Annotated in this window: 16 protein-coding genes; 4 read left to right on the forward strand and 12 right to left on the reverse strand. The window is 71.9% G+C overall.

Translation table 11 applies throughout. The annotated features are described in order from the left end of the window. Window positions 1-96: 96 nt before the first annotated feature. From ACFVT1_RS00700 to guaA, 3 genes are all read right to left on the reverse strand, one after another. Window positions 97-1,365, reverse strand: coding sequence for a hypothetical protein (locus ACFVT1_RS00700; RefSeq protein ID WP_389791265.1), 1,269 nt, complete (start codon window positions 1,363-1,365; stop codon window positions 97-99). Window positions 1,366-1,478: 113 nt separating this feature from the next. Then, the gene (locus ACFVT1_RS00705) at window positions 1,479-2,279 is read right to left on the reverse strand and encodes a class II aldolase/adducin family protein (RefSeq protein WP_389791267.1); all 801 of its coding nucleotides are present in this window, start codon (window positions 2,277-2,279) and stop codon (window positions 1,479-1,481) included. A 193-nt stretch (window positions 2,280-2,472) separates the two neighbouring features. Then, the gene (gene guaA / locus ACFVT1_RS00710; RefSeq protein WP_389791269.1) at window positions 2,473-4,068 is read right to left on the reverse strand and encodes a glutamine-hydrolyzing GMP synthase; all 1,596 of its coding nucleotides are present in this window, start codon (window positions 4,066-4,068) and stop codon (window positions 2,473-2,475) included. A 364-nt stretch (window positions 4,069-4,432) separates the two neighbouring features. Between guaA and ACFVT1_RS00715 the strand changes: the two genes are divergently transcribed. Further along, window positions 4,433-4,765 carry a chorismate mutase gene (locus ACFVT1_RS00715; RefSeq protein ID WP_389791271.1) on the forward strand — a complete coding sequence of 111 codons (333 nt, stop codon included), beginning with the start codon at window positions 4,433-4,435 and terminating at the stop codon, window positions 4,763-4,765. Window positions 4,766-5,565: 800 nt separating this feature from the next. On the opposite strand, the gene ACFVT1_RS00720 is transcribed toward ACFVT1_RS00715, so the two are convergent. From ACFVT1_RS00720 to ACFVT1_RS00740, 5 genes are all read right to left on the reverse strand, one after another. Further along, the gene (locus tag ACFVT1_RS00720) at window positions 5,566-7,395 is read right to left on the reverse strand and encodes a GMC family oxidoreductase N-terminal domain-containing protein (protein ID WP_389791273.1); all 1,830 of its coding nucleotides are present in this window, start codon (window positions 7,393-7,395) and stop codon (window positions 5,566-5,568) included. A gap of 49 nt (window positions 7,396-7,444) precedes the next feature. Further along, complete coding sequence (locus tag ACFVT1_RS00725; RefSeq protein WP_389791275.1) at window positions 7,445-9,073, reverse strand: succinic semialdehyde dehydrogenase; 1,629 nt, start codon at window positions 9,071-9,073, stop codon at window positions 7,445-7,447. 141 nt (window positions 9,074-9,214) lie between these two features. Then, window positions 9,215-10,948: a serine/threonine-protein kinase gene (locus ACFVT1_RS00730; RefSeq protein WP_389791277.1), complete on the reverse strand. Its 1,734-nt coding sequence runs from the start codon at window positions 10,946-10,948 to the stop codon at window positions 9,215-9,217. A gap of 130 nt (window positions 10,949-11,078) precedes the next feature. After that, the gene (locus tag ACFVT1_RS00735) at window positions 11,079-13,967 is read right to left on the reverse strand and encodes a serine/threonine protein kinase (RefSeq protein ID WP_389791279.1); all 2,889 of its coding nucleotides are present in this window, start codon (window positions 13,965-13,967) and stop codon (window positions 11,079-11,081) included. A 180-nt stretch (window positions 13,968-14,147) separates the two neighbouring features. Beyond that, the gene (locus ACFVT1_RS00740; protein ID WP_389791281.1) at window positions 14,148-16,139 is read right to left on the reverse strand and encodes a serine/threonine-protein kinase; all 1,992 of its coding nucleotides are present in this window, start codon (window positions 16,137-16,139) and stop codon (window positions 14,148-14,150) included. Window positions 16,140-16,259: 120 nt separating this feature from the next. Here ACFVT1_RS00740 and ACFVT1_RS00745 point away from each other — a divergent pair, with 120 nt between their 5' ends. Then, complete coding sequence (locus ACFVT1_RS00745) at window positions 16,260-17,342, forward strand: serine hydrolase domain-containing protein (protein ID WP_389791283.1); 1,083 nt, start codon at window positions 16,260-16,262, stop codon at window positions 17,340-17,342. Between the two features lie 172 nt (window positions 17,343-17,514). Here the strand turns inward: ACFVT1_RS00745 and ACFVT1_RS00750 are convergent, their stop codons facing one another. Further along, window positions 17,515-19,221 (reverse strand): glycerol-3-phosphate dehydrogenase/oxidase, encoded by a 1,707-nt coding sequence (locus tag ACFVT1_RS00750; RefSeq protein WP_389791285.1) that lies wholly within the window; start codon window positions 19,219-19,221, stop codon window positions 17,515-17,517. A 301-nt stretch (window positions 19,222-19,522) separates the two neighbouring features. On the opposite strand from ACFVT1_RS00750, the gene ACFVT1_RS00755 reads away from it, so the two are divergent. Together ACFVT1_RS00755 and ACFVT1_RS00760 are read left to right on the forward strand one after the other, a co-directional pair. Further along, on the forward strand, window positions 19,523-20,785 hold the full coding sequence (locus ACFVT1_RS00755; RefSeq protein ID WP_389791287.1) for a nucleotide sugar dehydrogenase: 1,263 nt from the start codon (window positions 19,523-19,525) through the stop codon (window positions 20,783-20,785). A 130-nt stretch (window positions 20,786-20,915) separates the two neighbouring features. Beyond that, a complete protein-coding gene (locus tag ACFVT1_RS00760; protein ID WP_389791289.1) occupies window positions 20,916-21,587 on the forward strand; it encodes a hypothetical protein in 672 nt (223 codons plus the stop codon). Between the two features lie 87 nt (window positions 21,588-21,674). Here the strand turns inward: ACFVT1_RS00760 and ACFVT1_RS00765 are convergent, their stop codons facing one another. The 3 genes from ACFVT1_RS00765 to ACFVT1_RS00775 form a co-directional block, all read right to left on the reverse strand. After that, on the reverse strand, window positions 21,675-22,799 hold the full coding sequence (locus ACFVT1_RS00765) for a GuaB3 family IMP dehydrogenase-related protein (RefSeq protein WP_362207909.1): 1,125 nt from the start codon (window positions 22,797-22,799) through the stop codon (window positions 21,675-21,677). 106 nt (window positions 22,800-22,905) lie between these two features. Continuing rightward, entirely contained in the window at window positions 22,906-24,411 is a 1,506-nt protein-coding gene (gene guaB / locus ACFVT1_RS00770) for an IMP dehydrogenase (protein WP_362207906.1), read from the reverse strand. A gap of 163 nt (window positions 24,412-24,574) precedes the next feature. Continuing rightward, window positions 24,575-25,150, reverse strand: coding sequence for a sigma-70 family RNA polymerase sigma factor (locus ACFVT1_RS00775; protein ID WP_072486721.1), 576 nt, complete (start codon window positions 25,148-25,150; stop codon window positions 24,575-24,577). Window positions 25,151-25,422 lie beyond the last annotated feature (272 nt).

Consider the following 25,422-nt stretch of genomic DNA (forward strand, 5'->3'; position numbering starts at 1 on the left):
GACCATACGTATGCACTGAACGCCCTGTTCACCCAGCAGGTCCCCCGATCGGACGGTGGTCTTGTGTCCGCCGCCCGGCCGGGCCCCTCCCGCCGGTCAGTCCGTCACATCGATCTCGACCCGGTTCGTCTCCACTCCAGCGGCGGTCACGACCTGTACCTCCACCAGCCCCGGTTCCACCTCCACCGGTACCGGCACGGTGAGCACGCCGTCGGTCGGATTGGCGAAGCCGCCGGGGACCGGGATCAGCGGCACGTGCACATGGACCCGGCCGATCCGGACGACCATGCGGGCCAGCCGGTCGGGCGTCCCGGCGCCGGGCGGCACGAAGCCCGCACCGCGGATCTCGATGTCGTCGCCGGTACGGATCGGCGCGTCCAGGTCCCCGGCCTCCCGGGTCCGGACCACCGAGAGCACCACCGGTCGCCCGCCCTCCGCGTATTTCCCGGCGAAGTACGCGACCGCCGAGACGGTGACCAGCAGCGCGAGGCCCCAGGGCAGGTCGGGCAGCTGTTCGGGCCTGCGCGCCAGCCGGACCGCGGCGAACAGCACGGCGACGGTGCTCACCAGCACGTACTGGACGTCCGTGAAGCTGCCCCGTCCGGAGTCGTCGGTGAGGAGATCGGCGGCGCGCGGCCGGTCGGCCCGCAGCTTCTGCAGCCGCCCGGACAGCGCGCGTACGGTCACCACCCGGCGTACGACCACGGCGACGGCGCACACCAGCGCCAGCACGGTCACCACCCCTGCGCCCCGGGACAGCTCCAGCCCCTCGATCAGTTCGTCGCGCTCGGTGTGGTCGGAGGCACCGGCCAGCTGGAGCGCCAGCACCAGGACGGAGAAGACGGCGAGCAGCACCCAGGACGCGGCGACCGCCCGGGAGGTGGAGAGCCGGTTGTCCTCGCCGATCACCGGGGCGAGGAGGCCGCCGCGGGCCCGGTGGAGGTGGGCGGCGCCGCTCAGCAGGCCCGCGGTGACGAGTCCGGCGACGAGCCCCGCCGTACGGGCGTTGGTCCAGCCCGCGCCGATGGCGGTGGCGGTCTCGGCGACGACCAGTACGGCGACGCTCCCCCACACCGCGATCAGGGTGCGCCGCCACACCCGGTACAGCCAGGCGTCGCCCGCCTCCCGGCCCCGTTCGGCCACGGTCCTGGCCGACTGGGTCAGCTCGTCCGAGACCCACTGGCGGGTCGCGGAGGCGGAGCGGGCGACCCCGGGCGGCAGCCCCTGGCCCGCGGCCAGTTCGTCCCGTTTGGCCAGGAAGGCGGCCACCGCACGCCGGTGGCCCTCGCGTGCCCCGTGCGGGCAGCCGCCGCACGTACAGCCGCCGCCGTGCGTGCCGCTCGCCCTCGCCTCGTCCAACGCCACGGAGAACGCCGCCCTTTCAAGCCCCGGTACAGCCAACTCGGCTGTGATTGCTGCGAATTGTGCCGTACCGCGGGGCTCCGGGCCGCATCGGGGCGGCCGGTCGGCGCGTATCGTCAGAATGTGCGACTGATCCGGCGCCACAGTGGCTGGTAGTTGATCCAGGCCACCAGGTCGCTGCCGAGCTGCTCCCGGGTGGCGACGGCGTCCCGGTGCTCGATCAGCACCGGCTTTCCGGCCGCCCGCGCGGCCAGTTGCACCTGGCAGGAGCGCTCCAGCGCGATGAACCACCAGGCGGCCGCGTCCACCGAGCCGCCGACGGTCAGCAGCCCGTGGTTGCGCAGCACGATCGCCTTGTGTCCGCCGAGCGCGGCGGCGATCCGGCGCCCTTCCTCCTCGTCGACCACGACGCCGGTGTACGCGTCGTACAGCACATGGTCCTCGTAGAAGGCGCAGGATTCCTGGGTGATCGGTTCGATGAGCTCGCCGAGCGCGGACAGGGCCCGCCCGTGCACGGAGTGGGTGTGCGCGACGGCGACGACGTCCGGACGCGCCCGGTGCACCTGCGCGTGGACGGCGAACGCCGCCTGATTGACGTGGTAGCGCCCCTCGACGACCTGCCCCTCCCCGTTGACCAGGATCAGCTCGTCCGGGGCGAGCCCGTCGAAGGGGGCCCCGAAGGGGTTGACCCAGAAGCAGTCGGTGAACTCCGGGTCGCGCGCGGTGATGTGACCGGAGACGCCGTCCTCGTACCCGTACTCCCCGAACAGCCTGAGCGCGCCGGCCAGCCGCGCCTTGCGGTACGCGCGCTCCTCCCGCGCCGACGCGTGGACGGGCGGCATCGCGAAGTGGAGCTGGTCCACCGGCAGGGGAACGGGGGCGGGCACGGGCGCGGGTACGGGTGCGGGCTCGGGCATGGCGGCTCCTCCGGACTCCCAGGACGTACGGGATCGGAAGTTACCGCCGGTTGCCGCAGGTGGCCAGAGGCATCGGGGATCGATTCGGGCACGGGCAGCCGTCCCGCGTCCCGAACGCGCCGATGCCGCCGTCCAGGTGGTGGAGCGGCGGCATCGGCGTCGACCGGATGTCAGGCAGGGCCCGTCGGGAAGGTCACTCCCACTCGATGGTGCCCGGCGGCTTGCTCGTCACGTCGAGCACGACGCGATTGACGTCGGCGACCTCGTTGGTGATGCGGGTCGAGATCTTGGCGAGCGTCTCGTACGGCAGCCGCGACCAGTCGGCCGTCATGGCGTCCTCGGAGGAGACCGGGCGCAGGACGATCGGGTGGCCGTAGGTGCGGCCGTCGCCCTGGACGCCGACCGAGCGGACGTCGGCGAGCAGGACCACGGGGCACTGCCAGATGTCGCGGTCCAGGCCGGCCGCGGTCAGCTCCTCGCGGGCGATGGCGTCGGCCTCGCGGAGCAGGTCGAGCCGCTCCCTGGTGACCTCGCCGACGATACGGATGCCGAGCCCCGGGCCGGGGAACGGCTGGCGCTGGACGATCTCGTCGGGCAGACCGAGCTCCTGGCCGACCATCCGGACCTCGTCCTTGAACAGCTGGCGCAGCGGCTCGACGAGCTGGAACTCGATGTCGTCGGGGAGACCGCCGACGTTGTGGTGGGACTTGATGTTGGCGGTGCCGGTGCCGCCGCCGGACTCGACGACGTCCGGGTAGAGCGTGCCCTGGACGAGGAACGCGACGTCCTCGCCGGCCGCGCCCGCCTCGGCGACGAGTTCGGCCTGGGCCTGCTCGAAGACGCGGATGAACTCGCGGCCGATGATCTTCCGCTTCTGCTCGGGATCGGAGACCCCGGCCAGCGCGTTCAGGAACCGCTCCTCGGCGTCGACCACCTTCAGCTGGACGCCCGTGGCGGCCACGAAGTCCTTCTCGACCTGCTCGGTCTCGCCCTTGCGCATCAGGCCGTGGTCGACGTACACGCAGGTCAGCTGGGAGCCGATGGCCTTCTGTACGAGGGCGGCGGCGACCGCGGAGTCGACTCCGCCGGACAGGCCGCAGATGGCGCGCTTGGTGCCGACCTGCTCGCGGATCAGCGCGATCTGCTCGTCCACCACATTGGTCGTGGTCCAGGTCGGCTCGATGCCGGCCCCGCGGTAGAGGAAGTGCTCCAGAACCTGCTGGCCGTGCGTGGAGTGCAGGACCTCGGGGTGGTACTGGACGCCGTAGAGCTTCTTCTCGTCGTTCTCGAAGGCTGCGACGGGCACGACGTCGGTGGACGCGGTGACGGTGAAGCCCTCGGGGGCGGCGGAGCAGGCGTCGCCGTGCGACATCCAGACCGACTGCTCGGCGGGCGTGCCCTCGAAGAGCGTGGAGCCGGACTTGGAGACGGTGAGCGGGGTGCGGCCGTACTCACGGGCACCGTTGTCGTCGACGGTGCCGCCGAGCGTGGTGGCCATGAGCTGGAAGCCGTAGCACATGCCGAAGACCGGGACCCCGGCCTCGAAGATCGCACGGTCCAGGGAGGGCGCGCCCTCCGCGTACACCGAGGAGGGGCCGCCGGACAGGATGATCGCCCGGGGGTTCTTGGCCAGCATCTCGGCCACCGGCATCGTGGACGGGACGATCTCGCTGTAGACCCGGGCCTCACGGACGCGTCGGGCGATGAGCTGGGCGTACTGCGCCCCGAAGTCGACAACGAGGACCACATCGGTGGCGATGTCGGGGGCGGCGAGGGGTGCTGCTGGCACGGGCGGCCTTCCGGCGGTGTAAGTGGGGTCGGTTTTGTCGATTCTACCGGGGTTGCGAAGCAGGCCGTCGTCCCGCCCGCGCACGCGGGTGCGGGAAGCGCGGGCCGCGGACCGGGTCCGGGCGGTGTCTCAGCATCCGGGCCCCGTGTTGGCCCACCCGTGCGGGCGGGGCCATACTGGGTGACATGCGACAGCACACGACCTTCGTCTTTACCTATGGCATCCGGCCCGCCGGCTGCCATGGTCGTGCTGCTTGATCCGCTGACAAGCAACGTTCCAGGCGCCCCGGGCCGAAAGGCCCGGGGCGTTCTGGCGTTCCGGACCGGTCGGCTCCGGGGACCGCACCCCACGAGGAGTCCTCACCATGACCAGCACCGCCCCCGCGAAGACCATGACCGAGAAGACCGTGCCGGCGAAGACCGCCGCCGAGAAGACCGGTGCGCACACCGATGAGGCCGCCGCGCTGATCGACACCGCGAGGTCCCGCATCGACGCCCTCGACGACCGGATCATCGGACTCGTCCAGGAGCGGATGGCCGTCTCGGCGGTGATCCAGGAGGCCCGGATCACCTCCGGCGGCCGCCGGATCAACCTCTCCCGCGAGATGGAGATCCTCGGCCAGTACCGGGACGCGCTCGGCAGGCCCGGCACCTCCCTCGCCATGACGCTGCTGGAACTCTGCCGCGGCCGGGCCTGACACCTCGCGGCCGGGTGCCCGGGGTGCGGGCGTATCCCAGTTCGGGCCTGCTCTCACCCGTACGGCGCGTGACCGGGTCCGCCGCGGCTTCGTTGGTCCCGGTGTCCGTGCCAGCCAGGGGCGGCTGTGGAAAGAACCACGCGTGGCTCCGTTGGAGCGTGTGGCGTACCGCAGGTACGCCGTGGGACCGCGCCCCAGCGTGCGTGACCGGTCGGCAGGGGACAGCAGCCCGGTCACCCGAAGAACGGCCGGCTCCGGGGACGCCCGGAGCCGGCCGTATCCGGTTTGAGCGGCTTCCGGTCCGGCGTATCCGGCCGGAGCGGCTTCCGGCCCGGCGTATCCGGCCGGAGCGGCTTCCGGCCCGGTCGAAACGGTTTGCGCGGGTCGCGACCGTCCCTTTCGATGCCGAGGCCGCCTCCCAGTGCTGAATCGCGCAGGGCCCGATGGACCGATTCCCGGTCCACCGGGCCCTTGCTCGTCCCCTCCCGGTCCGCAGGCGGCGTCCGCCGCGCGCAGCACGCCACCCGATACGAGTTCGCCCGCGCGGCCCTCTGAACAGTTGCGCAGCCGTGGATCACGGATCGAGCACGGAGAGACGTGAGGGGTGTCACACACATGTTCGGTGAGCATCAGGACAACCATTGCGGCGGACCGCAGGTCAACCATGCGGACCCACGAGCGCGTCGAGCGTCTCGTCACCACAGGCGCGGAGGGGCTGCACTCGGAGGGGGGTGCAGCCCCTTCTGCTGTTCCGACCCGATACGTCAGGGGCCCTGAACCACCAGGAGTCCCGCCGGCTCCTACGCCTTCTTCTTCGGCGGAACCGTGGGCAGCCCGAGGAACGGCAGCCTCAGCGCGCCGAACGCCTCCTTCGGTACGGCCGGCTCCTGCGGCTCGACGGCGGCCAGCCGTTCGTACGCCTCGCCCTGCGCCGGACGCGGGTCCGCCTCGCCCTTGTTGGGCCAGAACGACATCGCGCGCTCGGCCTGCGCGGTGATGGTGAGCGACGGGTTGACACCGAGGTTCGCGGAGACCGCCGAGCCGTCGACCACCGAGATGCCGGGATGTCCGTAGAGCCGGTGGTACGGGTCGATCACCCCTTCCTCGGCGCTCGCGCCTATGGGGCAGCCGCCGAGGAAGTGCGCGGTGAGCGGGGTGCCCATCAGCTCACCGATGTTCGAACCGGCGAAGCCGTTGATCTCGTCGGCGAGCAGCGAGGCGCTGCGCGTCGCCTCCTCGATCTGGGTCGGGTTGGGTGCGCCGTGCCCCTGCCGGGCGGTGAGCAGGCCCTTCCCGATGCCGTCCGGTTTGCGGTACGTCGTCAGGGAGTTGTCCAGTGACTGCATGACGAGCCCGATGATGGTCCGCTCCGACCAGCGGCGGTTGGAGAGCGACCGCAGGGCGAGCGTCGGGTGCTTGGCCATGTTGCCGAACCAGCCCAGCACCCGGTGGCCGCCGTACGGCACCTGGAGGATGGACAGCGCGCCCATCGCGTTGGAGCCCTTGCCGTAGCGGACCGGCTCGATGTGGGTGTTCTCGTCGGGGTGGATCGAGGAGGTGATCGCGACGCCCCGGGTGAAGTCGGCCTTCGCGGTGCCGTGCTTCCTGCGGTAGCGCCGGTCGCTGGTCTGCGAGCCGACGAGTGCCTCGGAGTTGGTACGGGTCAGCTCGCCGAGCCGGGCCGAGAGCCGGGGCAGCAGACCGCGGTCCTTCATGGTGTGCAGCAGGGTCTGCGTTCCGTACGTGCCCGCCGCGACGACCACCTTGCGGGCGCGCAGCCGCGTGGGCTTCGCCTTCCCGCGCCGGTCGGTGGGGACGGTGGTGACGCGGTACCCGCCCTCCGGGTGGTCCGTGACCGCGACCACAGAGGTCATCGGGTGGATGACGGCTCCGGCCTTCTCGGCGAGGTGGAGGTAGTTCTCGTTGAGGGTGTTCTTCGCGCCGTGGCGGCAGCCCGTCATGCATTCGCCGCATTCGGTGCAGGCCCTGCGGGCGGGGCCCGCGCCGCCGAAGTACGGGTCGGCGACCGTGCCGCCGGGCTTCGCCCTGGCCGTGCCGTCGGCGTCCTCGCCGTCGCCGAAGAAGACACCGACCGGGGCGGGATGGAAGGTGTCGCCGACGCCCATGGCCTGGGCCGCCGCCTTCAGATGGACGTCGGAGGGGGTCGTCGTCGGGTTGAGCCGGACCCCGAGCATCCGCTGGGCCTGGTCGTAGTACGGCTTCAGCTCGTCCTGCCAGTCGGTGATGGACGCCCACTGCCGGTCCTCGAAGAACGCCGCCGGGGGGACGTACAGCGTGTTGGCGTAGTTGAGCGAGCCGCCGCCGACGCCCGCACCGGCCAGCACCATCACATGGCCGAGCAGATGGACGCGCTGGATGCCGTAGAACCCGAGCGCGGGGGCCCACAGGTAGTTCTTGACGTCCCAGGAGTTCTTGGGAAGGGTGCCGGGTCCGAAGCGGCGGCCCGCCTCCAGGACGCCGACCCGGTATCCCTTCTCGGTCAGCCGCAGGGCCGACACCGCGCCGCCGAAGCCCGAGCCGACGACCAGGACGTCGTAGTCGTACGCGGTGTCGTCGCCGGTCCCTTCCGCGGAGACGGACCGATTCTGGGCAGGGCTGTCCTGGGGCATGGCTCTCCTCGGCACGAAAAGGGCAGAAGGCGCGGCGGTGCTACGGGGGTCAGCGCAGGCGGAACGCCTTCATCGCCTTCAGGCTGCGGGTCATGAACGCCGCGTACTTCTCGTCGTCCATGCCGAACGCCGGGGCGAGCGGGATCAGCCGCTGCTGCGCGACGGTCTGCGCCTCGGTGAACTTGAGGATGCCCTCGGAGCCGTGCCGCCGGCCGAGCCCGGAGTCCTTCATGCCGCCCATCGGGGACTGCACGCTGCCGTACGCGGGGGCGTACCCCTCGTTGATGTTGACCGTGCCGGTCCGCAGCCGGGCGGCGACCCGGTGGCCGCGCTTGGCGTCCTTGGTCCAGACGCTCGAATTCAGGCCGTACGGGGTGGCGTTGGCGAGGGCGACGACCTCGTCCTCGTCGGTGAACCGGTAGAGGGAGACGACCGGGCCGAAGGTCTCCTCGTCGCAGACGGCCATCGGCGCCTCGACGCCGTCGAGGATGGTCGGCTCGTAGAAGAGCGGGCCGATGTCCGGGCGGGCCACCCCGCCCGCGACGAGCCTGGCGCCCTTCTCGACGGCCTCCGCGACATGCCGGGTGACGGTCTCCAGCTGGCGCTCGCCGACCAGGGACCCCATGTCGGCGCCGTAGGCGAGGGAGTTGCCGAGCCGCATGGCCTTCGTACGGGCGGCGAAGCGGGCCACGAAGTCGTCGGCGACCGACTCGTGGACGTACAGCCGCTCGATGGAGACGCAGAGCTGGCCGGCCGAGGAGAAGCAGGCGCGGACGGCGCCCGCGGCGGCCTTCTCCACGTCGGCGTCCTTCAGGACCAGCATGGCGTTCTTGCCACCGAGCTCCAGCGAGACCCCGACGAGCCGGGCCGCCGCGCCCTGCGCGACCTCGCGGCCGGTGCGGGTGGAACCGGTGAACGAGACGTAGTCGGCGTGCTCGACGACCTCGGGGCCGACGACCGGTCCGTCACCGAGGACCACCTGGAACACCTCGGCGGACAGCCCGGCCTCGATCAGCAGGTCGCGGGCCCACAGCGCGGTCAGCGCGGTCTCCGTGTCGGGCTTCATCACGACGGCGTTGCCGGAGGCGAACGCGGGCAGCGCGTCGCCGACCGACAGTTCGAACGGGTAGTTCCACGGCACGATCTGACCGACGACGCCACGCGGCTGGCGCAGTTCGGTGACCTTGGTGAGGGTCGGCACGACTCCGGTGTGCCGCTTCGGCTTCAGGTACGCGGCGGCCCTGCGTCCGTAGTGGCGGGCCGCGACGGCGACGGCCTGCACCTCCTCGTGGGCGTGCAGCCGGGCCTTGCCGGTCTCCAGCTGGATGAGGTCGAGCACCTCGGCCTGGCGGTCGAGCACGAGATCGTGGAAGCGGAGCAGGACGGCCGCCCTGGCCCGGACGGGGGTCGCGGCCCAGGCCGGCTGGGCGGCACGGGCGCGCTCGAAGGCCGTCGCCACGTCCTCGGGGGTGGACTCGGGCAGATCGGCCAGCTTCTCCCCGGTGAAGGGGGTGTGGTTGGCCGTGCGGCCCGAGCCGGCCACACCACGGGTCAGCCGGGCGACCACCTCGGGTGTCACCACATCGGCGGCGGTACGCGCGCCTGCGGGGGCGGCGGCCACGGGGTTGGTGCCGACCGGGGCTGCGGGGGTGGACGTGGAGACCTGCGAGTCCGTCATGAGGGCGAGAGTACGTCCAGCCGCACGCTTTGGGTACCCGTGAGTAACGGGTTTTCACACTCCCCACAAACCAGCCAGTGATCACTGGCAACAAAGCCCCTGATCAGGACCCCTGTGATCGTCGGCCCGGTCCCGCGGGCCTCAGTCGGCGCTGCCGGGCGCCCGCCATCCGCGCAATATCGTGTCGAACTGCGTCCGGGTCGTCTCCCAGTCCGAGGCCGGCCCCGTCATGTACATCGCGTACTCCGGGCCGCCGTCCTCGCCGTAGTACATCTGGTCGATCGCATGACGCGGGCCCGGGTGGTCCTTGGTCTCGGTCCAGGTGAACTCCCAGAGCGAGCCCGCCCGGTCGCGGTACGTGTTGGAGTGCAGGGTCTCGCGCTGGTATCCGGGGAGCCGCTTGGCGAGCTGCTTCTCCAGGTTCAGCATGTGCATGTACGGGTTCTCGAAGTCGGGCGCCGGGTCGATGCTGATCCGGATGTAGTGCACGCCGTTGTCCGGGGTGTAGTCGATCTGATTGCCGTCCGCCCGGCGCACCCAGCCGTCGGGCACGCTCAGGCTGAAGCCCGCGGGGTCGTCCACCCGGTTCCAGCCCTTGGGTATGCCCTTCTCCGGAGTGTCGGTCTTCGGCGCGCGCGACGTGGCGGGCTTCGAGGGGGCGGGGGTCGTGCGGGCTTCCGTGCTGCTGTGCTCGACGGTGTTGTCCGCGCGGTCCCCGTACTTCATCGCGGCGAGCCCCGCGCCACCGCCGACCAGCGCCGCGGCGGCGATGACCAGGACCGTCGTACGCCATCGGCCCCGGCTGCGCCGGGTCACCGGGGGCGACACCGGGCCGTCGGCCGGGTGGGGAAGCGGGGCCGTACCGGCGGTGCCGGCGGTGCCGGGAGTACCCGCCGCACCCGCTGCACCCGTTGCGGCCACTGCGGCCACTGCGGCAGCACCGGTCCCGCCCGCTTCCGGCGTGTCGTCCGGGCCCAGCGTGCGCAGGACCTCGTCGGAAACGCGCTGCGTCGGTACGTACGCCTGCGCGGCGAGGGGTTCGCGGCCCTCCATGGCGTCCAGCAGCATCCGTTCCGCCTCGGCGGCCGACGGCCGTTCCTCGGGGTCCTTGCGGAGCAGCGCGGTGATCACGGGGGCCAGCGGACCCGCCTGCTCCGGCGGCGGCGGCTCCTCGGTGACGACGGCCTGCATGGTGGAGATCGGGGACGTGCGGCGGAACGGCGAGCGTCCCTCGACGGCGGTGTAGAGCGTGGCGCCGAGGGACCACAGGTCGGACGCGGGGCCGGGATCGCCGCCGCGTACCCGCTCCGGCGCCAGATAGTCGATGGAGCCGACCAGTTCACCGGTCCTGGTGATGGTCGAATCGCCTTCTATCGCCGCGATCCCGAAGTCGGTGAGCAGCACCTGGCCGTCCTTGGCCAGGAGTACGTTGCCGGGCTTCACATCCCGGTGCAGGACCCCCGCGCCGTGCGCGGCGCGCAGGGCGCTCAGCACGTGGAGGCCGATCCTGGCGGCCTCGCGGGGTGCGATCTCGCCGGACTCCTTGGCCGCGTCGGCGAGTGACGGGCCGTCGACGTACTGCATGACGATCCAGGGCCGGTTGTCGTACTCGATCACGTCGTGGACGGTGACCACGCCCGGATGCGTGATCCGGGCGGCCGCGCGGGCCTCCTTCTGGGTCCGCGCGTGCAGCACGATCCGGTCGGCCTCGGCCACGTACAGCCCGGCGGTCAGCTCCTTGACCGCGACCGTGCGGTGCAGCACCTCGTCGTGAGCGCGCCAGACCTTGCCCATGCCGCCGCGCCCGAGGACTTCACCGAGCCGGTACCTTCCGGCCAGCACCAGTCCCGCTTCCGTGCCTTGTGATCGATCCACGTATTCCGCCCCGTTCCCTCGGAGGCCAGATTACGGAGGGGGTGTACGACGACGGAACCTCGCCTCCCCCAAGAGACCGCACTGTGATGCTTGTCGCTCTGCCCTCGTGCGGGTGACGCCCCGCCATGCTTCAGGGCGTCACGCGGTAGGAAGCGATGGCTTGTTCATAGATGTCCGAAACCTTGTCGCGCCGGTTCTCCGGGCCGATGACCTGGAGAATGTGGTAGCGGCCGTCGACGATCATCGCGAGATTTCGGACATACACCTCGCGTCCGGCGGCGTCCTGCCAGGTGAACTGGCCCTCGGCCATGGCCTGTCGGCCGACGTCGATCCGGCGCAGCCCGCTCGACCCCGACCAGCTGGAGTCGCGGAACGGCTGCAACTCCAGTTCCTTGTCCGCCTGGTACGCCAGCGGGTCTGCGCCCTTGGCCTTGACGGTGTCGCGTCCGGGGACGATCAGCAGACTGAAGCCGTCGCTGCCGTACCGGATCTGCCGGTCCGCGTTGGCCGGGCTGCGCTGCCAGCCCTTGGGCGCACCGATCTCGAAGCCCTCCGGGTCCTTGCGCAGGGCGTAGCCGGGGGCGAGCGCCACGGCGGAGCGGCTGGTCTGCGGCTGCTGCGCGGACGGCTGCCCGCCGGAGGCACCGTCGCCGCGCTCCGGCGAACCGGACGCCGACGCCGCCGGGCCCGAGGAACGGGTGCCGGAGTCGCCGCCCGCCTTGGGCAGGAACATCACGGCGTACGCGATGGCCGCGACCAGGGCCAGCAGGATCAGCACCAGAAGCAGCCGTCCCAGCCGTCGCGGCGCCCGCCCCTCGCCCTGCTGGGGGCGGGGCGGCGGAGTGCGCAGCGCCTTGGGGCCCTTGGGCTCGCGCGGCGCCCTGGGCGCCTTCTCCGCCCGGGGTCTGTCGTGCCGGTCGGTCTTCTCCTTCGTGTGGCGGTGGCGGCCGTGGCCCGTGCCCTGGCCGCGGCGCCTGCGGACCAGCTCGCCCCGGCGGCGTACGACGGGGAGCCGGGCGCTGTCGGCGGACGGCAGCGGTACGACGTCCAGACCGGCCTCGGGCTCGGGCGCCGAGCGCACGAGGGAGCGAAGCCAGCCGCTCAGCTCCTCGAAGTCCGGCCGCTCGGTGGGGTCCTGGCGCAGCAGCGACTCGACGACGGGACGCAGCGGACCGCATTCCTCGGCGAAGGCGGGCGGCTCGGCGCACACCATCTGGACGAGCTCGGCCGCGTCCTCCTCGGGGTACGGGGCATGGCCCTGGACGGCGCGGTAGAGCAGCGCGCCGAGCGCCCAGAGGTCGGTGACGGGGCCGATCGGCGGCGCCAGCTGCCAGTTCTCGTAAACGGGTCCGGCCTGCTCGGGCGCCCAGCGCTCGGTGACCGCGCCGACGACGGCGATCCGGGCCTGCCGGGCGCGCTCGGCCGCGAGGGTGGTGGCGGGGCCGCGGTAGACGGGGCCCGTACGGCCGCTCGCCGCGAGGTCGTCCCAGCGGGCCGGCTGCTGCTCGGGCCGGTGCGCGGGCAGTGCCGGGGAGCTGCCGTGGCGCCGGGCATCGGCACGCAGGGCGTCCTCGCCCGATCCTCCGGCGGGGACCGGCCGCCCGGATCCGGGCCCGTCGCTCCAGGTGCCGGTGAGATGCAGCCGCCGACCGGACGGTGCCCGGCCGTCGCCCCCGTACCCGTCGTCGTCCTCGTCGTCGTAGGGGGTGTCGTCGTGGGAGCTGTCGTCGTACGGGGTCTCCTCGTGGGAGGTGTCGTCGTACGGGACGCGTTCGTGCGAGCCCTCGGCGTGCGGTCCTTCCGCGTGCGGTCCCTCGGTGTGCGGGCGTTCGGTGTGCGGGCGTTCGGCGGCTCGGCTCCAGGGGGAGACCGGCTGCGGTCGGTCGTGGTCCGGGTCGGCCGGTCGCATGCCTTCCGGCGGCACAGGACGCTGGACGGGGAGGTTTCCGGTGTCCTGCGCCTCGCCCGCTCCGTCCCGGCGCCGGTCCTCGCCGACCCGGGCGGCGGCGCGGGCGCCCGCGCGGTAGGCGGCGATGGCTCCGGCACGCTCGGCCCGCGACTGCGCCGCGCTTCCCGTTCCGGGGTCGGGCGCCGGGAGGGCGGGGTTCACCGACCGCGGTACGGCCTCCAGCTCGACCGTGGGCTCGCCCTGCGCGTCGCCACGCGCGGCGTCACCGTACGGAATCTCCGCGTCGGACGGATCGTCGGCGTCCTCGTCGTACGGAATCTCCGTGTCGTACGGAGCGTCCGCGGCATCGTCGTACGGAGCGCCGGTCGCGCGGCCCGTCTCGATCGCCGCCGGGCCGCGCGAGGCCGGCACCTCGGCCGGCGGGACGGACGGCACGGGCGGTACCTGGGGGACGGGAGGCGCGAACGGCCCGGACGGGCCCGTCCGGGCCGCCGGGCGGCCGAAGGCGATCTCGTCCTCGTCGTCGGGCTGCGGCGTCGGGACGTATCCGCAGAGCGCCTCCTCCGCGGCCCCGGCCGCCAGGCCGGTGAGTACGACGCGGCCGTCGTCGCAGATCAGCACCGTACGGACGGTGATGTTCCGGTGGGTCCAGCCATGGGCGTGCAGCACCCGCAGCGCGGTCAGCACGTCGGAGCCGATCTCGGCGGCCCGGAAGGGATCGAGCGGGCGATCCGTCAACAGGGCCGCGAGCGGGCGGGCCATGACGAATTCGCTCACGATCCAGAGCGAGCCCGCCTCCGCGAACACGTCGAAGACCTGGTCGAGCCTGGGGTGGTCGGGGACCTGGGCCGCCGCCTGCGCCGCCTCGATGGCGCGCCGCACCACCGGATCCGCGGGCCGCCGCACGGCACGCCCGGTGATCTGCCGGGCCGGGCCGTCGGCGTCGAGCACCTCGGCGTCCACCACCTCGGGCAACGGCACCTGCCGGACCAGGACCTCCTGCCCGCTGTAGGTGTCGAACGCCCGGATCTCGACCGGTTCGTACTCATCGGACGGAGGCAGCGGAAGGCGGTAGCGGTCGGCAAGCACCCGACCCGCGTAGTCGTCCACGACGCCTCCCCAGAGCGCGCTGTCCCCCGGCCACGATGACCGCACGAACCATCAATTGCGGTCACTCAGCGTGCAATTGACCCGCCGTTCCGGCTGCGTACGGCTTTCAGGCTCTCACGATACGTGGCAAGTCACGGCCACGCGCCAGGGTCGGCCCATCCCGACCCCTTTCACCGCGGATCAGTCGGCGGGCCCGAACGTGTCGAACGCGGTGTTGCGCAGCGTCCGGCACTCCTCGCCGTCCCATTCGCTCGCCTTGCAGCTGATCATGATCGCGTAGCCGTGGGTGGCATCGACCTTGAAGCCGCGGTTCAGCACCCGGACCCGCTGGCCCTGCTGGGTGCGCTCGAACTGCCAGTCGGCGACGGTCGGGTATCCGTTGTACTGGACCTTGCCGATGCCGAGGTGGTGGTAGCCGTTGCTGCTGGCCGCGACGTTGCCCTTCGCGGCGTTCCAGGCTGCGGCGGCGTCACCGCCGGGCGAATCGGTGTAGTCGACCTGGACGCGCGGGAAGCCGCCGTCGACGTTGTAGATGGCACCCGAGTTGATGCCCGCCGTCTTGTCGAACCGGAATTTCTCGGGCAGCGCCATCGTGAAGTGGAAGTCCTTGCTCGCGACCTTCCGGTACCCGGCGGGCGGGGCGTCCTTCGGCTTGTCGCCCCCGGAACCGTCCGAGCCCTTGTCCGAGCTGTCGCCCTTGCCCTGGTCCTTGCCCTGATCGCCGCCCTGGTCCTGGGCCTTGCCGCTGCCGTTGCCGCTGTCGGTGTCGGCGGAGCTCCCGGCCGTCGTCGAGGCCCCGGCGGAGGTGGACTTGTCGTCCTTGCCGCCGCCGTCCGCGTCGGCCTTGTCGCCTCCGTCGAGTGTGAGCGCGAGGACCGTACCGATGACGGCGAGCACGATCACGGCCGCGATGATCGCCAGGGTGCGACGCGGCACCACGTCCGTGAGGGACGCACGGGGCGGGGTGGTCGGCGACGTGGCCCGGCGCGGGGGCGGTACGGCGGCGGAGGCCGTGGCAGGCTTCGCCGGGGCCGCGGTCCGGGCGGACTTCGACATGTTCGCCGCACCACCGGCCGACGGGGCGGCCGCCGGAGGCGTGGAGGGCGGGGGCGGTGCGGTGGCCGGGGCCGCAGCCGCGGCGGCCGGGGGCGTCTTCGTGTTCCGGACGGAGCGCAGCGCGCCCCGCAGCCGGTCCCGCGCCCCCTCGCCCGACTCCCCGGGCTTCGACGCCGCCTTGGCACCGGAATCGGCGGTCTTCCCCGGCAGCGCCATGATCTGGGTGGCGTCGGCGGGCGGGGGCACCACCGGGTCCGGCTTCTCGGGGGCGTGGATCACGTCGTTGAGCAGGGCGCGCGCGCCCGCTTCGTCGAGCCGCTGATCGGGGTCCTTGGCGAGCAGGCCGTAGATGACCTCCTTCAGCGGACCGGCGTTCTTCGGCGGGTCGAGCGGCTCGGTCATCACCGCGGTCAGGGTGGCGATGGCCGACCCCTTGTCGTACGGCGGGGAGCCTTCGACGCTGGCGTAGAGCAGTCCGCCGAGCGACCACAGGTCGGCGGGCGGTCCCGGCTTGTGTCCGCGGGCGCGCTCCGGGGAGATGTACGAGGGCGCGCCGACGAGCATGCCGGTGGAGGTGACCGACGGGTCGCCCTCGACCTGTGCGATGCCGAAGTCGGTCAGCACGACCCGGCCGTCCTCGGCGATCAGCACGTTGGACGGCTTCACGTCGCGGTGCAGAATGCCCTCGCGGTGCGCCGATCGCAGCACGTCGAGGATGGCGAGGCCGACCTCGGCGGCGCGCTTCGGCGTCAGCACCCCGTCCTCGCGGATGGCCTCGGCGAGGGACTTGCCCTCGACCAGCTCCATCACGATCCACGGCCGGTCGTCCTCGTCGACCACGTCGAAGACCGTCACCGCGCCGTTGTTGCGGATCCTGGCGATCGCCTTCGCCTCGCGCAGCGTGCGCGTGATGAGGCGCCGCTTCTCGTCCTCGTCGATGGCCGAGGGGAACCGCAGCTCCTTGACCGCGACCGTGCGGCCCAGCGTCTCGTCGACGGCGCGCCAGACCGTGCCCATACCGCCCCGGCCGAGCACCTCCCCGAGCCGGTACCGCCCCGCAAGGAGACGCCCGTCCTTGTCCCGTTGGGGCTCCCGTGCCTGCTCCGCCTCCGACATGCGTCCCCTCTGCGATCAACCCGCCCTGGCAGAGCGTTCATTGTCCCTCACCCCGGGACCGGTCATGGTGCCGGGTCCGCGGGCCCGCCATCATGTGACCGGAGGAAGGGAATCCCTGCCGTGCCGATACTCAGGGCGCTGTTCGCCACCCCGCTGCTACTGGCGCTGTTCTGCCTGGGAACAGCGACCCTGCCCAGCGAACCACACCTCACGCCCGCAGCCGCCTACCTTCCGCGGCTCGTCGCCGGGGGCGGTCCTCCCACGGCGGCGCTGCTGGCCCATCACGCCTCCCCCGCACCGTACGACACCTACCGTTCGACGGGCCCCGGCATCCACAGGGCGGACCGGTTCCGGGCCGGGAGCATCACCAAGACCTTCGTCGCCACCGTCGTGCTCCAACTCGCCGGGGAGAGACGGCTGCGGCTGTCGGACACGGTCGACCGGCTGCTGCCCGGCCTGATCCACGGCAACGGAAACGACGGCCGCCGCATCACCCTGCGTGCCCTGCTCGGCCACACCAGCGGCCTCTACGACTACACCGCCGACACCTCCGCGCGCCCCGTCTCCGCCACCGCGGCGGTCCGCGTCGCCCTGGCCCACCGTCCGACGAACGCCCCGGGCCGCTACTCCTACTCCAACACCAATTACGTCGTCCTGGGGCTCGTCGTCCGACGCGTCACCGGACACGGCTACGCCACCGAGATCCGCCACCGCATCATCACCCCCCTCCGTCTCACCGGCACCTCTCTGCCCGGCGCCCGCACCACGCTGCCCTCCCCGCACGGCCGCGGCTTCACCCGCGACCCGGCCGACGGCAGCCTGCGCGATGTCACCGTGCTCGACCCGCGCACGGCGGGCGCGGCCGGGGAACTGATCTCCACACTCGCCGACCTGAACCGCTTCTACGCGGCCCTGCTGGGTGGGCGCCTCCTCCCGCCCGCCCAGTTGGCGGCCCTGCTGAACACCGGTGCCACGCACGGCGTCTACGGCCTGGGCATCTATCCGCAGCGGCTCTCCTGCGGCACCACCGTCTGGGGCCACAACGGCCACATAGCGGGCAGTTACGTCCGTACCGCCGCCACGCGCGACGGCCGGCACACCCTGACCTACCGCGTCGACACGGACACGTCGGCCGATACGGAGACGCTCGAATCGGCACTGCTCGACGCGGAGTTCTGCGGCCGCGCGTCCCACGCCCGGTGAGCGCCGCCCGAACGAAGGGCCCCGCACCCGAAGAGGCCAGGTCCGAACGAAGGCCCCTGCCCCCGGAGAGGCCGGGCCCGAGCAGAGGACCCCGCACCCGGAGAGACCGGGCCCGAGCAGAGGACCCCGCCCCCGGAGAGACCGGGCCCGAACGAAAGGCCCTGCCCCGGTCCTAGAGCGGCACGATGTCCGGCGCTCCGAGCCGCGCCGCGTCCGCCGTGAGGTCGTCCGGCTGCCGCTGCGACTCCCGCTCCGCCTGCACCCGCTTCTCGTAGTGCTCGACCTCCCGGTCGATCTGCCCCTCGTCCCAGCCCAGCACCGGCGCCATCAGCTCCGCGCAGATCCTGGCGCTGCGCGTGCCCCGGTCGAAGGTCTCTATGGAGATCCGGGTGCGGCGGGTCAGTACGTCGTCGAGATGGCGGGCCCCCTCGTGCGAGGCGGCGTAGACGATCTCGGCCTTCAGATAGTCGTCCGCCGACGGGAGCGGTTCGCCCAGCACCGGATCGCCGACGATCAGTTCGAGGAGCTCCTCGGTCATGGAGCCGTAACGGTTGAGCAGGTGCTCCACCCGGGCGACATGGAGCCCCGTCCGGGCCGCGATCCTCGCCCGGGAGTTCCACAGCGCCCGGTAGCCCTCCGCCCCCAGCAGCGGAACGTCCTCGGTGACGCAGTCCGCCACGCGCCGGTCGAGGCCGTGCACCGCCTCGTCCACGGCGTCCTTCGCCATCACCCGGTACGTCGTGTACTTGCCGCCCGCCACGACCACGAGGCCGGGCAGCGGATGCGCGACCGTGTGCTCGCGCGAGAGCTTGCTCGTCGCGTCCGACTCGCCGGCCAGCAGCGGCCGGAGCCCCGCGTAGACGCCCTGGACGTCGTCCCTGGTCAGAGGGGTGGCAAGGACCGAGTTGACGTGTTCGAGGAGATAGTCGATGTCGGCGCTGGACGCCGCGGGGTGCGCCTTGTCCAGGTCCCAGTCGGTGTCCGTCGTCCCGACGATCCAGTGCCGTCCCCACGGAATGACGAAGAGGACGGACTTCTCGGTCCGCAGGATCAGGCCGGTCGAGGAGTGGATGCGGTCCTTCGGGACGACCAGGTGGATGCCCTTGGAGGCCCGGACGTGGAACAGCCCGCGCTCGCCGATCAGCGCCTGGGTGTCATCCGTCCAGACCCCGGTCGCGTTGACCACCTGGGTGGCCCTGACCTCGTACTCACCGCCCGCCTCGACGTCCTCCACACGGGCGCCGACGACCCGCTCGCCCTCGCGGAGGAAGCCGGTCACCCGCGCCCGGTTCGCCACATGGGCGCCGTAACCGGCGGCGGTGCGCACCAGGGTCGCCACATAGCGGGCGTCGTCCATCTGCGCGTCGTAGTACTGCAACGCCCCGACCAGGGCGTCCTTCCTCAGCGCCGGGGCGACCCGCAGGGCTTGGCGGCGGGACAGGTGCCGGTGGACGGGCAGACCGCGGCCGTGCCCCGACGACACCGACATCGCGTCGTAGAGCGCCACTCCGGAACCGGCGTAGAGCCGCTCCCATCCCTTGTGCTGCAACGGGTAGAGGAACGGCACCGGCTTCACCAGATGCGGGGCCAGCCGCTCCAGGAGCAGACCGCGCTCCTTCAGCGCCTCGCGGACGAGCGCGAAGTCGAGCATCTCCAGATATCTCAGCCCGCCGTGGATCAGCTTGCTCGACCTGCTCGATGTGCCCGAGGCCCAGTCACGCGCCTCGACCAGGCCCGTCGAGAGCCCTCTCGTCGCCGCGTCCAACGCCGTACCGGCGCCGACCACGCCCGCCCCCACGACCAGCACGTCCAGTTCGCGCTCGGCCATCGCGGCGAGCGCCTCGGCGCGCTCCGCGGGTCCCAGTGTCGCTGTCCTCACCGCTGCCTCCCGGGTAGATCGGGGTGGTCCGGCCCGGGACGCGACCCGACCCAGCAGTCGGACGCCCCGTGCCCACCTCTCGATTCTGTCCGGCGTCCACGACTTCGGCCACCGCCTGTGGACAACACCAGGACGACGACAGCCACGCAATGCGGCATATAGGTCATATTTACGCCTAGTCTGACATTGCGCTGTCCCCAGCGGTTGCGCTTTCTGCTCTCATGGTCTTGGGACCGACCGGCAAAGAGAGGGTGGCGCCCTCCATCTGCCGGTCGGTCCAAGGGAAGGACGGCCCATCCATATGCCCGCAGACCTCGCAGTCATCGGACTCGGCCATCTCGGCCTGCCCCTCGCCCAAGCCGCCGTCGCCGCCGGTGTCCAGACCGTCGGCTACGACACCGACCCGCGCGCCTACGCGGAACTCTCCGCGGGCCACACCCCCGTCGAGGGATCGCTCACCGCCTCGGACATCCGCCGGATGCTCTCGGGGGGTTTCCGGCCCACCACCAACCCGGCCGAACTGGGCCGGGTCCGTACCGCGGTGATCTGCGCGCCCACCCCGCTCGGCGCCGACCGCACCCTCGACCTCACCGCCGTCGGCGACGCGGCCCGCGCGCTGGCCGCCCGGCTGCGTCCGCACACCACCGTCCTGCTGGAATCGGCCGTACAGCCCGGCACCACCGAGAGCTATGTGCTGCCCCTCCTCGAAGAGGGCTCGGGGCTCCGCGCCGGCCGCGACTTCCACCTCGCCTGCTCCCCCAGCCGCCTCGACCCCGGCAACCGGACCCACGTCTACGCCAACACCCCCAAGGTCATCGGCGGTCTCACCCCCGCCTGCACCGAGTCCGCCGCCGCCTTCTACGGCCGCCTCACCGACAAGGTCGTCCGCGCCCGCGGGCCGCGCGAGGCCGAGATGACGAAGGTCCTGGAGACGAACTTCCGGCACGTCAACATCGCCCTGGTCAACGAGATGGCGGTGCTCTGCCACGATCTCGGCGTCGACCTGTGGGACGTCATCCGGTGCGCCGAGACCAAGCCCTTCGGCTTCCAGCCGTTCCGTCCGGGCCCCGGCGTCGGCGGTCACGGCGCCCCCGTCGACCCGGGCTACCTTCCGTACAACAGCCGCACCCCCGGCCACCCCCTGCGGATGGTCTCGCTCGCCCAGGAGATCAACGACCGGATGCCCCAGTACGTGATCCAGCGCTGCGCCACTCTCCTGAACGAACACGGCAAGTCCGTACGCGGCGCCCGGGTGCTGCTCCTCGGGGTGACCTACAAGCCGGACCTCGCCGACCAGGAGGCTTCCCCCGCCCGGGAGGTCGCGACCCGGCTGATCGACATGGGCGCCCAGATCGGCTACCACGACCCGCACGTCCTGGACTGGCGGATCCGCGAACTCCCCGTCCCGCGCGCCGACTCGCTGTACGAGGCGGCGTCGAGCGCCGACCTCACGGTGCTGCTCCAGCACCACCGCACGTACGACCTCCAGGGCCTCGCGGTGAAGGCCCAGCTCCTCCTGGACACCCGGGGCGCGACCCCCGCGGGGGCAGCGCACCGGCTGTGAGAAGAAAGGGTTCCCCGAGGATTCAAAAGGGTTCCCCAAGGATTTCGGTGGGCGATGTCGTAGGTGGCTGCTAGCCTGCGGCGTCACTTCTCGCACAATCGTGCGCTTCCGTCCCAGGGGGGATCCCACCATGAGCCAGCCCGTGCCGCCGCCGAACCAGCCGCAGCAGCCGTACGACGCACAGCCCGGCGGCGGCAACCCGTACGCGGGCCAGCCGGGACAGCCCGGCGGCGGCAATCCGTACGCGGGCCAGCCGGGACAGCCTGGCGGCGGCAATCCGTTCGCGGGCCAGCAGCCGGGACAGCCCGGCGTGCCGACCGGCAACCCGTTCGCCGGGCAGCAGCCCGGCCAGCCCGGCGTCCCGTTCGGCGGCGCGCCGTTCGCCCCGCCGGCCCCGGCCCGCAACAACATCGGCCTCGGCCTGGCCGCCGCCGTCGTCGCGGTCGTCGTCGCCGCGGGCATCTACGGCGCGATCATCGGCGCCACCAAGCACGAGATCGGCTACGCGGCCGTGGGTGTCGGCGCCATCGTCGGCTTCGCCGCGGGCAAGGTCGGCGGCCGCAACCCCGTCCTGCCGGTCATCAGCGCCGTCCTCGCCCTGATCGGTGTCTACTTCGGCCAGCTGCTCGGTGAGGCCATCATCATCAGCAAGCAGCTCCCGCTCTCGGTCAGCGAGATCTTCTTCGACCACTTCAGCGACCTGAACAAGGTGTGGAAGGAAGACGCCGACCCGCTGACGTTCGTCTTCATCGTGATCGCCGGAGTCGTCGCCTTCTCGGCCGCCCGCAAGGCGTCCGACTGAGCGCCGCCGGCTGATCGCGACATACGGGAGGGCCCGGACCGCACACGCGGTCCGGGCCCTCCCGTATGTCACAGCCCTCGCAGTGGCTCAGCGGCTGTGCTGGGAGTCCGCCACCGTCACCTCGACGCGCTGGAACTCCTTGAGGTCGCTGTATCCCGTCGTCGCCATCGCCCGGCGCAGCGCACCGAAGATGTTCATCGAGCCGTCGGGGGTGTGCGAAGGACCGGTGAGGACCTCCTCGGTCGTGCCGACGGAGCCCAGGTCCACCAGCTTGCCGCGCGGCACGTCCTCGTGGACGGCCTCCATGCCCCAGTGGCGGCCGCGGCCCGGCGCGTCCGTCGCACGGGCCAGCGGGGAGCCCATCATCACGGCGTCCGCGCCGCAGGCGACGGCCTTGGGCAGGTCTCCGGACCAGCCGACCCCGCCGTCCGCGATGACGTGCACGTACCGGCCGCCGGACTCGTCCATGTAGTCGCGGCGGGCCCCGGCCACGTCGGCCACCGCGGTCGCCATCGGGACCTGGATGCCGAAGACGTTGCGCGTGGTGTGCGCGGCGCCGCCGCCGAAGCCGACGAGGACACCGGCCGCACCGGTACGCATCAGGTGCAGGGCGGCGGTGTACGTGGCGCAGCCGCCGACGATCACCGGGACGTCCAGCTCGTAGATGAACTGCTTGAGGTTGAGCGGCTCGGCCGCACCCGACACGTGCTCCGCGGAGACCGTCGTACCGCGGATGACGAAGATGTCCACGCCCGCGTCGACGACGGCCTTGGAGAACTGCGCGGTGCGCTGCGGGGAGAGCGCGGCGGCGGTGACGACGCCGGAGTCGCGCACCTCCTTGATGCGCTGCCCGATCAGCTCTTCCTGGATCGGCGCGGAGTAGATCTCCTGGAGGCGGCGGGTCGCCGACTCGACGGGCATCTCGGCGATCTCGTCGAGCAGCGGCTGCGGGTCGGCGTGCCGGGTCCACAGGCCCTCGAGGTTGAGGACACCGAGGCCGCCGAGCTCACCGATCCGGATCGCGGTCTGCGGGGAGACCACGGAGTCCATGGGAGCCGCCAGGAACGGAAGCTCGAAACGGTAGGCGTCGATCTGCCAGGCGATCGAGACCTCCTTCGGGTCGCGGGTACGGCGGCTCGGAACGACGGCGATGTCGTCGAATGCGTACGCCCGGCGGCCGCGCTTGCCGCGCCCGATCTCGATCTCAGTCACGATGGTGTGGCCTTTCCCTCTATGTCTGCGCTGTCCAGTATCCCCGACACACGGCTGAGGGGCGGTCCCGGGAACCCCGGGCCGCCCCTCGGCTGCGCTGGACGCGTTACTTCCTGCTGTAGTTCGGTGCTTCGACCGTCATCTGGATGTCGTGCGGGTGGCTCTCCTTGAGACCCGCCGACGTGATCCGGACGAACCGGCCGTTGGCCTGGAGCTCCGGGACGGTGCGGCCGCCGACGTAGAACATCGACTGGCGCAGGCCGCCGGTGAGCTGGTGGACGACCGCGGAGAGCGGGCCACGGTAGGGAACCTGGCCCTCGATGCCCTCGGGGACCAGCTTCTCGTCGGAGGCGACGCCCTCCTGGAAGTAGCGGTCCTTGGAGAACGACTTGCGGTCGCCACGGGTCTGCATCGCGGCGAGCGAACCCATGCCGCGGTACGACTTGAACTGCTTGCCGTTGATGAAGAGCAGCTCGCCCGGGGACTCCTCGCAGCCCGCGAGCAGCGAGCCGAGCATCACGGTGTCCGCGCCGGCCACCAGGGCCTTGGCGATGTCGCCGGAGTACTGCAGGCCGCCGTCGCCGATGACCGGGACACCGGCCTCCTTGGCGGCGAGCGAGGCTTCGTAGATCGCGGTGACCTGCGGGACGCCGATGCCGGCGACGACGCGGGTGGTGCAGATGGAGCCGGGGCCGACGCCGACCTTGATGCCGTCCACGCCGGCGTCGATCAGCGCCTGGGCGCCGTCACGGGTGGCGATGTTGCCGCCGATGACGTCGACGCCGGAGGCATTCGACTTGATCTTGGCGACCATGTCGCCGACCAGCCGGGAGTGGCCGTGGGCGGTGTCGACGACGATGAAGTCGGCACCCGCCTCGATCAGCGCCTGGGCCCGCTCGAAGGCGTCGCCCGCGACACCGACGGCGGCGCCGACCAGCAGCCGGCCTTCCTTGTCCTTGGCGGCGTTCGGGTACTTCTCGGCCTTGACGAAGTCCTTGACGGTGATGAGGCCCTTGAGGACCCCCGCGTCGTCGACCAGCGGAAGCTTCTCGATCTTGTGGCGGCGCAGCAGCTCCATGGCGTCCACGCCGGAGATGCCGACCTTGCCGGTGACCAGCGGCATCGGCGTCATGACCTCGCGCACCTGACGCGTGCGGTCCGACTCGAACGCCATGTCGCGGTTGGTGACGATGCCGAGCAGCTTGCCCGCGGCGTCGGTGACCGGAACACCGCTGATGCGGAACTTGGCGCACAGCTCGTCGGCGTCGCGCAGCGTCGCGTCCGGGTGCACCGTGATCGGATCGGTGACCATGCCGGACTCGGAGCGCTTCACCAGGTCGACCTGGTTGGCCTGGTCGGCGATGGAGAGGTTGCGGTGCAGCACACCGGCGCCGCCCTGCCGGGCCATGGCGATCGCCATGCGGGCCTCGGTGACCTTGTCCATCGCGGCGGAGAGCAGCGGGATGTTCACCCGCACGTTCTTGGAGATATACGAGGAGGTATCGATCTGATCGGGCGCCATGTCCGACGCGCCGGGCAGCAGCAGCACGTCGTCGTATGTCAGCCCGAGCGTCGCGAATTTCTCGGGCACTCCGTCGACGTTTGCAGTCATGACACCTTCCCCAAATGGCCTTGATCGGTGCGGATGTCCATGCTAACGGCCTTCGGAGGTATCTCATTCCACGAACAAGATCAACCAGAGGTTCTGTAGTTTCGTACGGACCCCGGCGGGCAGCCGGCACGGCTCCGGACAGGCGGCCCCGCACGGGTCCGGCTCACTGCTCCGCGAGGGCTCGCAGCCTGCTCAGCGCCCGGTGCTGGGCGACCCGGACCGCGCCCGGCGACATGCCCAGCATCTGTCCGGTCTCCTCCGCGGTCAGGCCGACCGCGACCCGCAGGACCAGCAGCTCACGCTGATTGTCCGGGAGATTGGCCAGAAGCTTCTTGGCCCAGGCGGCATCGCTGCTGAGCAGCGCGCGCTCCTCGGGCCCGAGCGAATCGTCCGGCCGCTCGGGCATCTCGTCGGAGGGCACGGCCGTCGATCCCGGGTGCCGCATGGCGGCCCGCTGGAGATCGGCGACCTTGTGGCCCGCGATGGCGAAGACGAAGGCTTCGAAGGGCCTGCCGGTGTCCTTGTAGCGCGGCAGCGCCATCAGCACCGCTACGCACACCTCCTGCGCCAGGTCCTCCACGAAGTGGCGGGCATCACCGGGCAGCCGGTTCAGCCGGGACCTGCAATAGCGCAGCGCGAGGGGGTGGACATGGGCCAGCAGATCATGCGTGGCCTGCGCGTCTCCCTCGACGGCACGGTGCACCAGTGCACCGATTCCCGTCGTCTCGTCGTCGCGCATCGGACCATGGTGCCTCGGAGCCACCTCTTCTGCCCCGCCGCGTCCGTAGTTGTGCACCGAAGCGTTATGAGCGGGTGCGCCGGAAGTCATGTCCTGCGCCCTCCCCTTCCGCTCGACCGAATCGTCCCCGAGGAACTCCACATCTCAAGGATGCGGCATCGGCCGGGAAGCGTCACATGCCGCCGGGGCGGAAGGCGCCGCCGGCGGACCGGAGCCCGCCCCGCGCTCCCCGGTCGCATCGCCCCGTCCGCCGGTGTGCGGACGGGGAATCG

Origin of the sequence: Streptomyces sp. NPDC057963, from assembly GCF_042887155.1 — a bacterium.
Classification (GTDB): domain Bacteria; phylum Actinomycetota; class Actinomycetes; order Streptomycetales; family Streptomycetaceae; genus Streptomyces.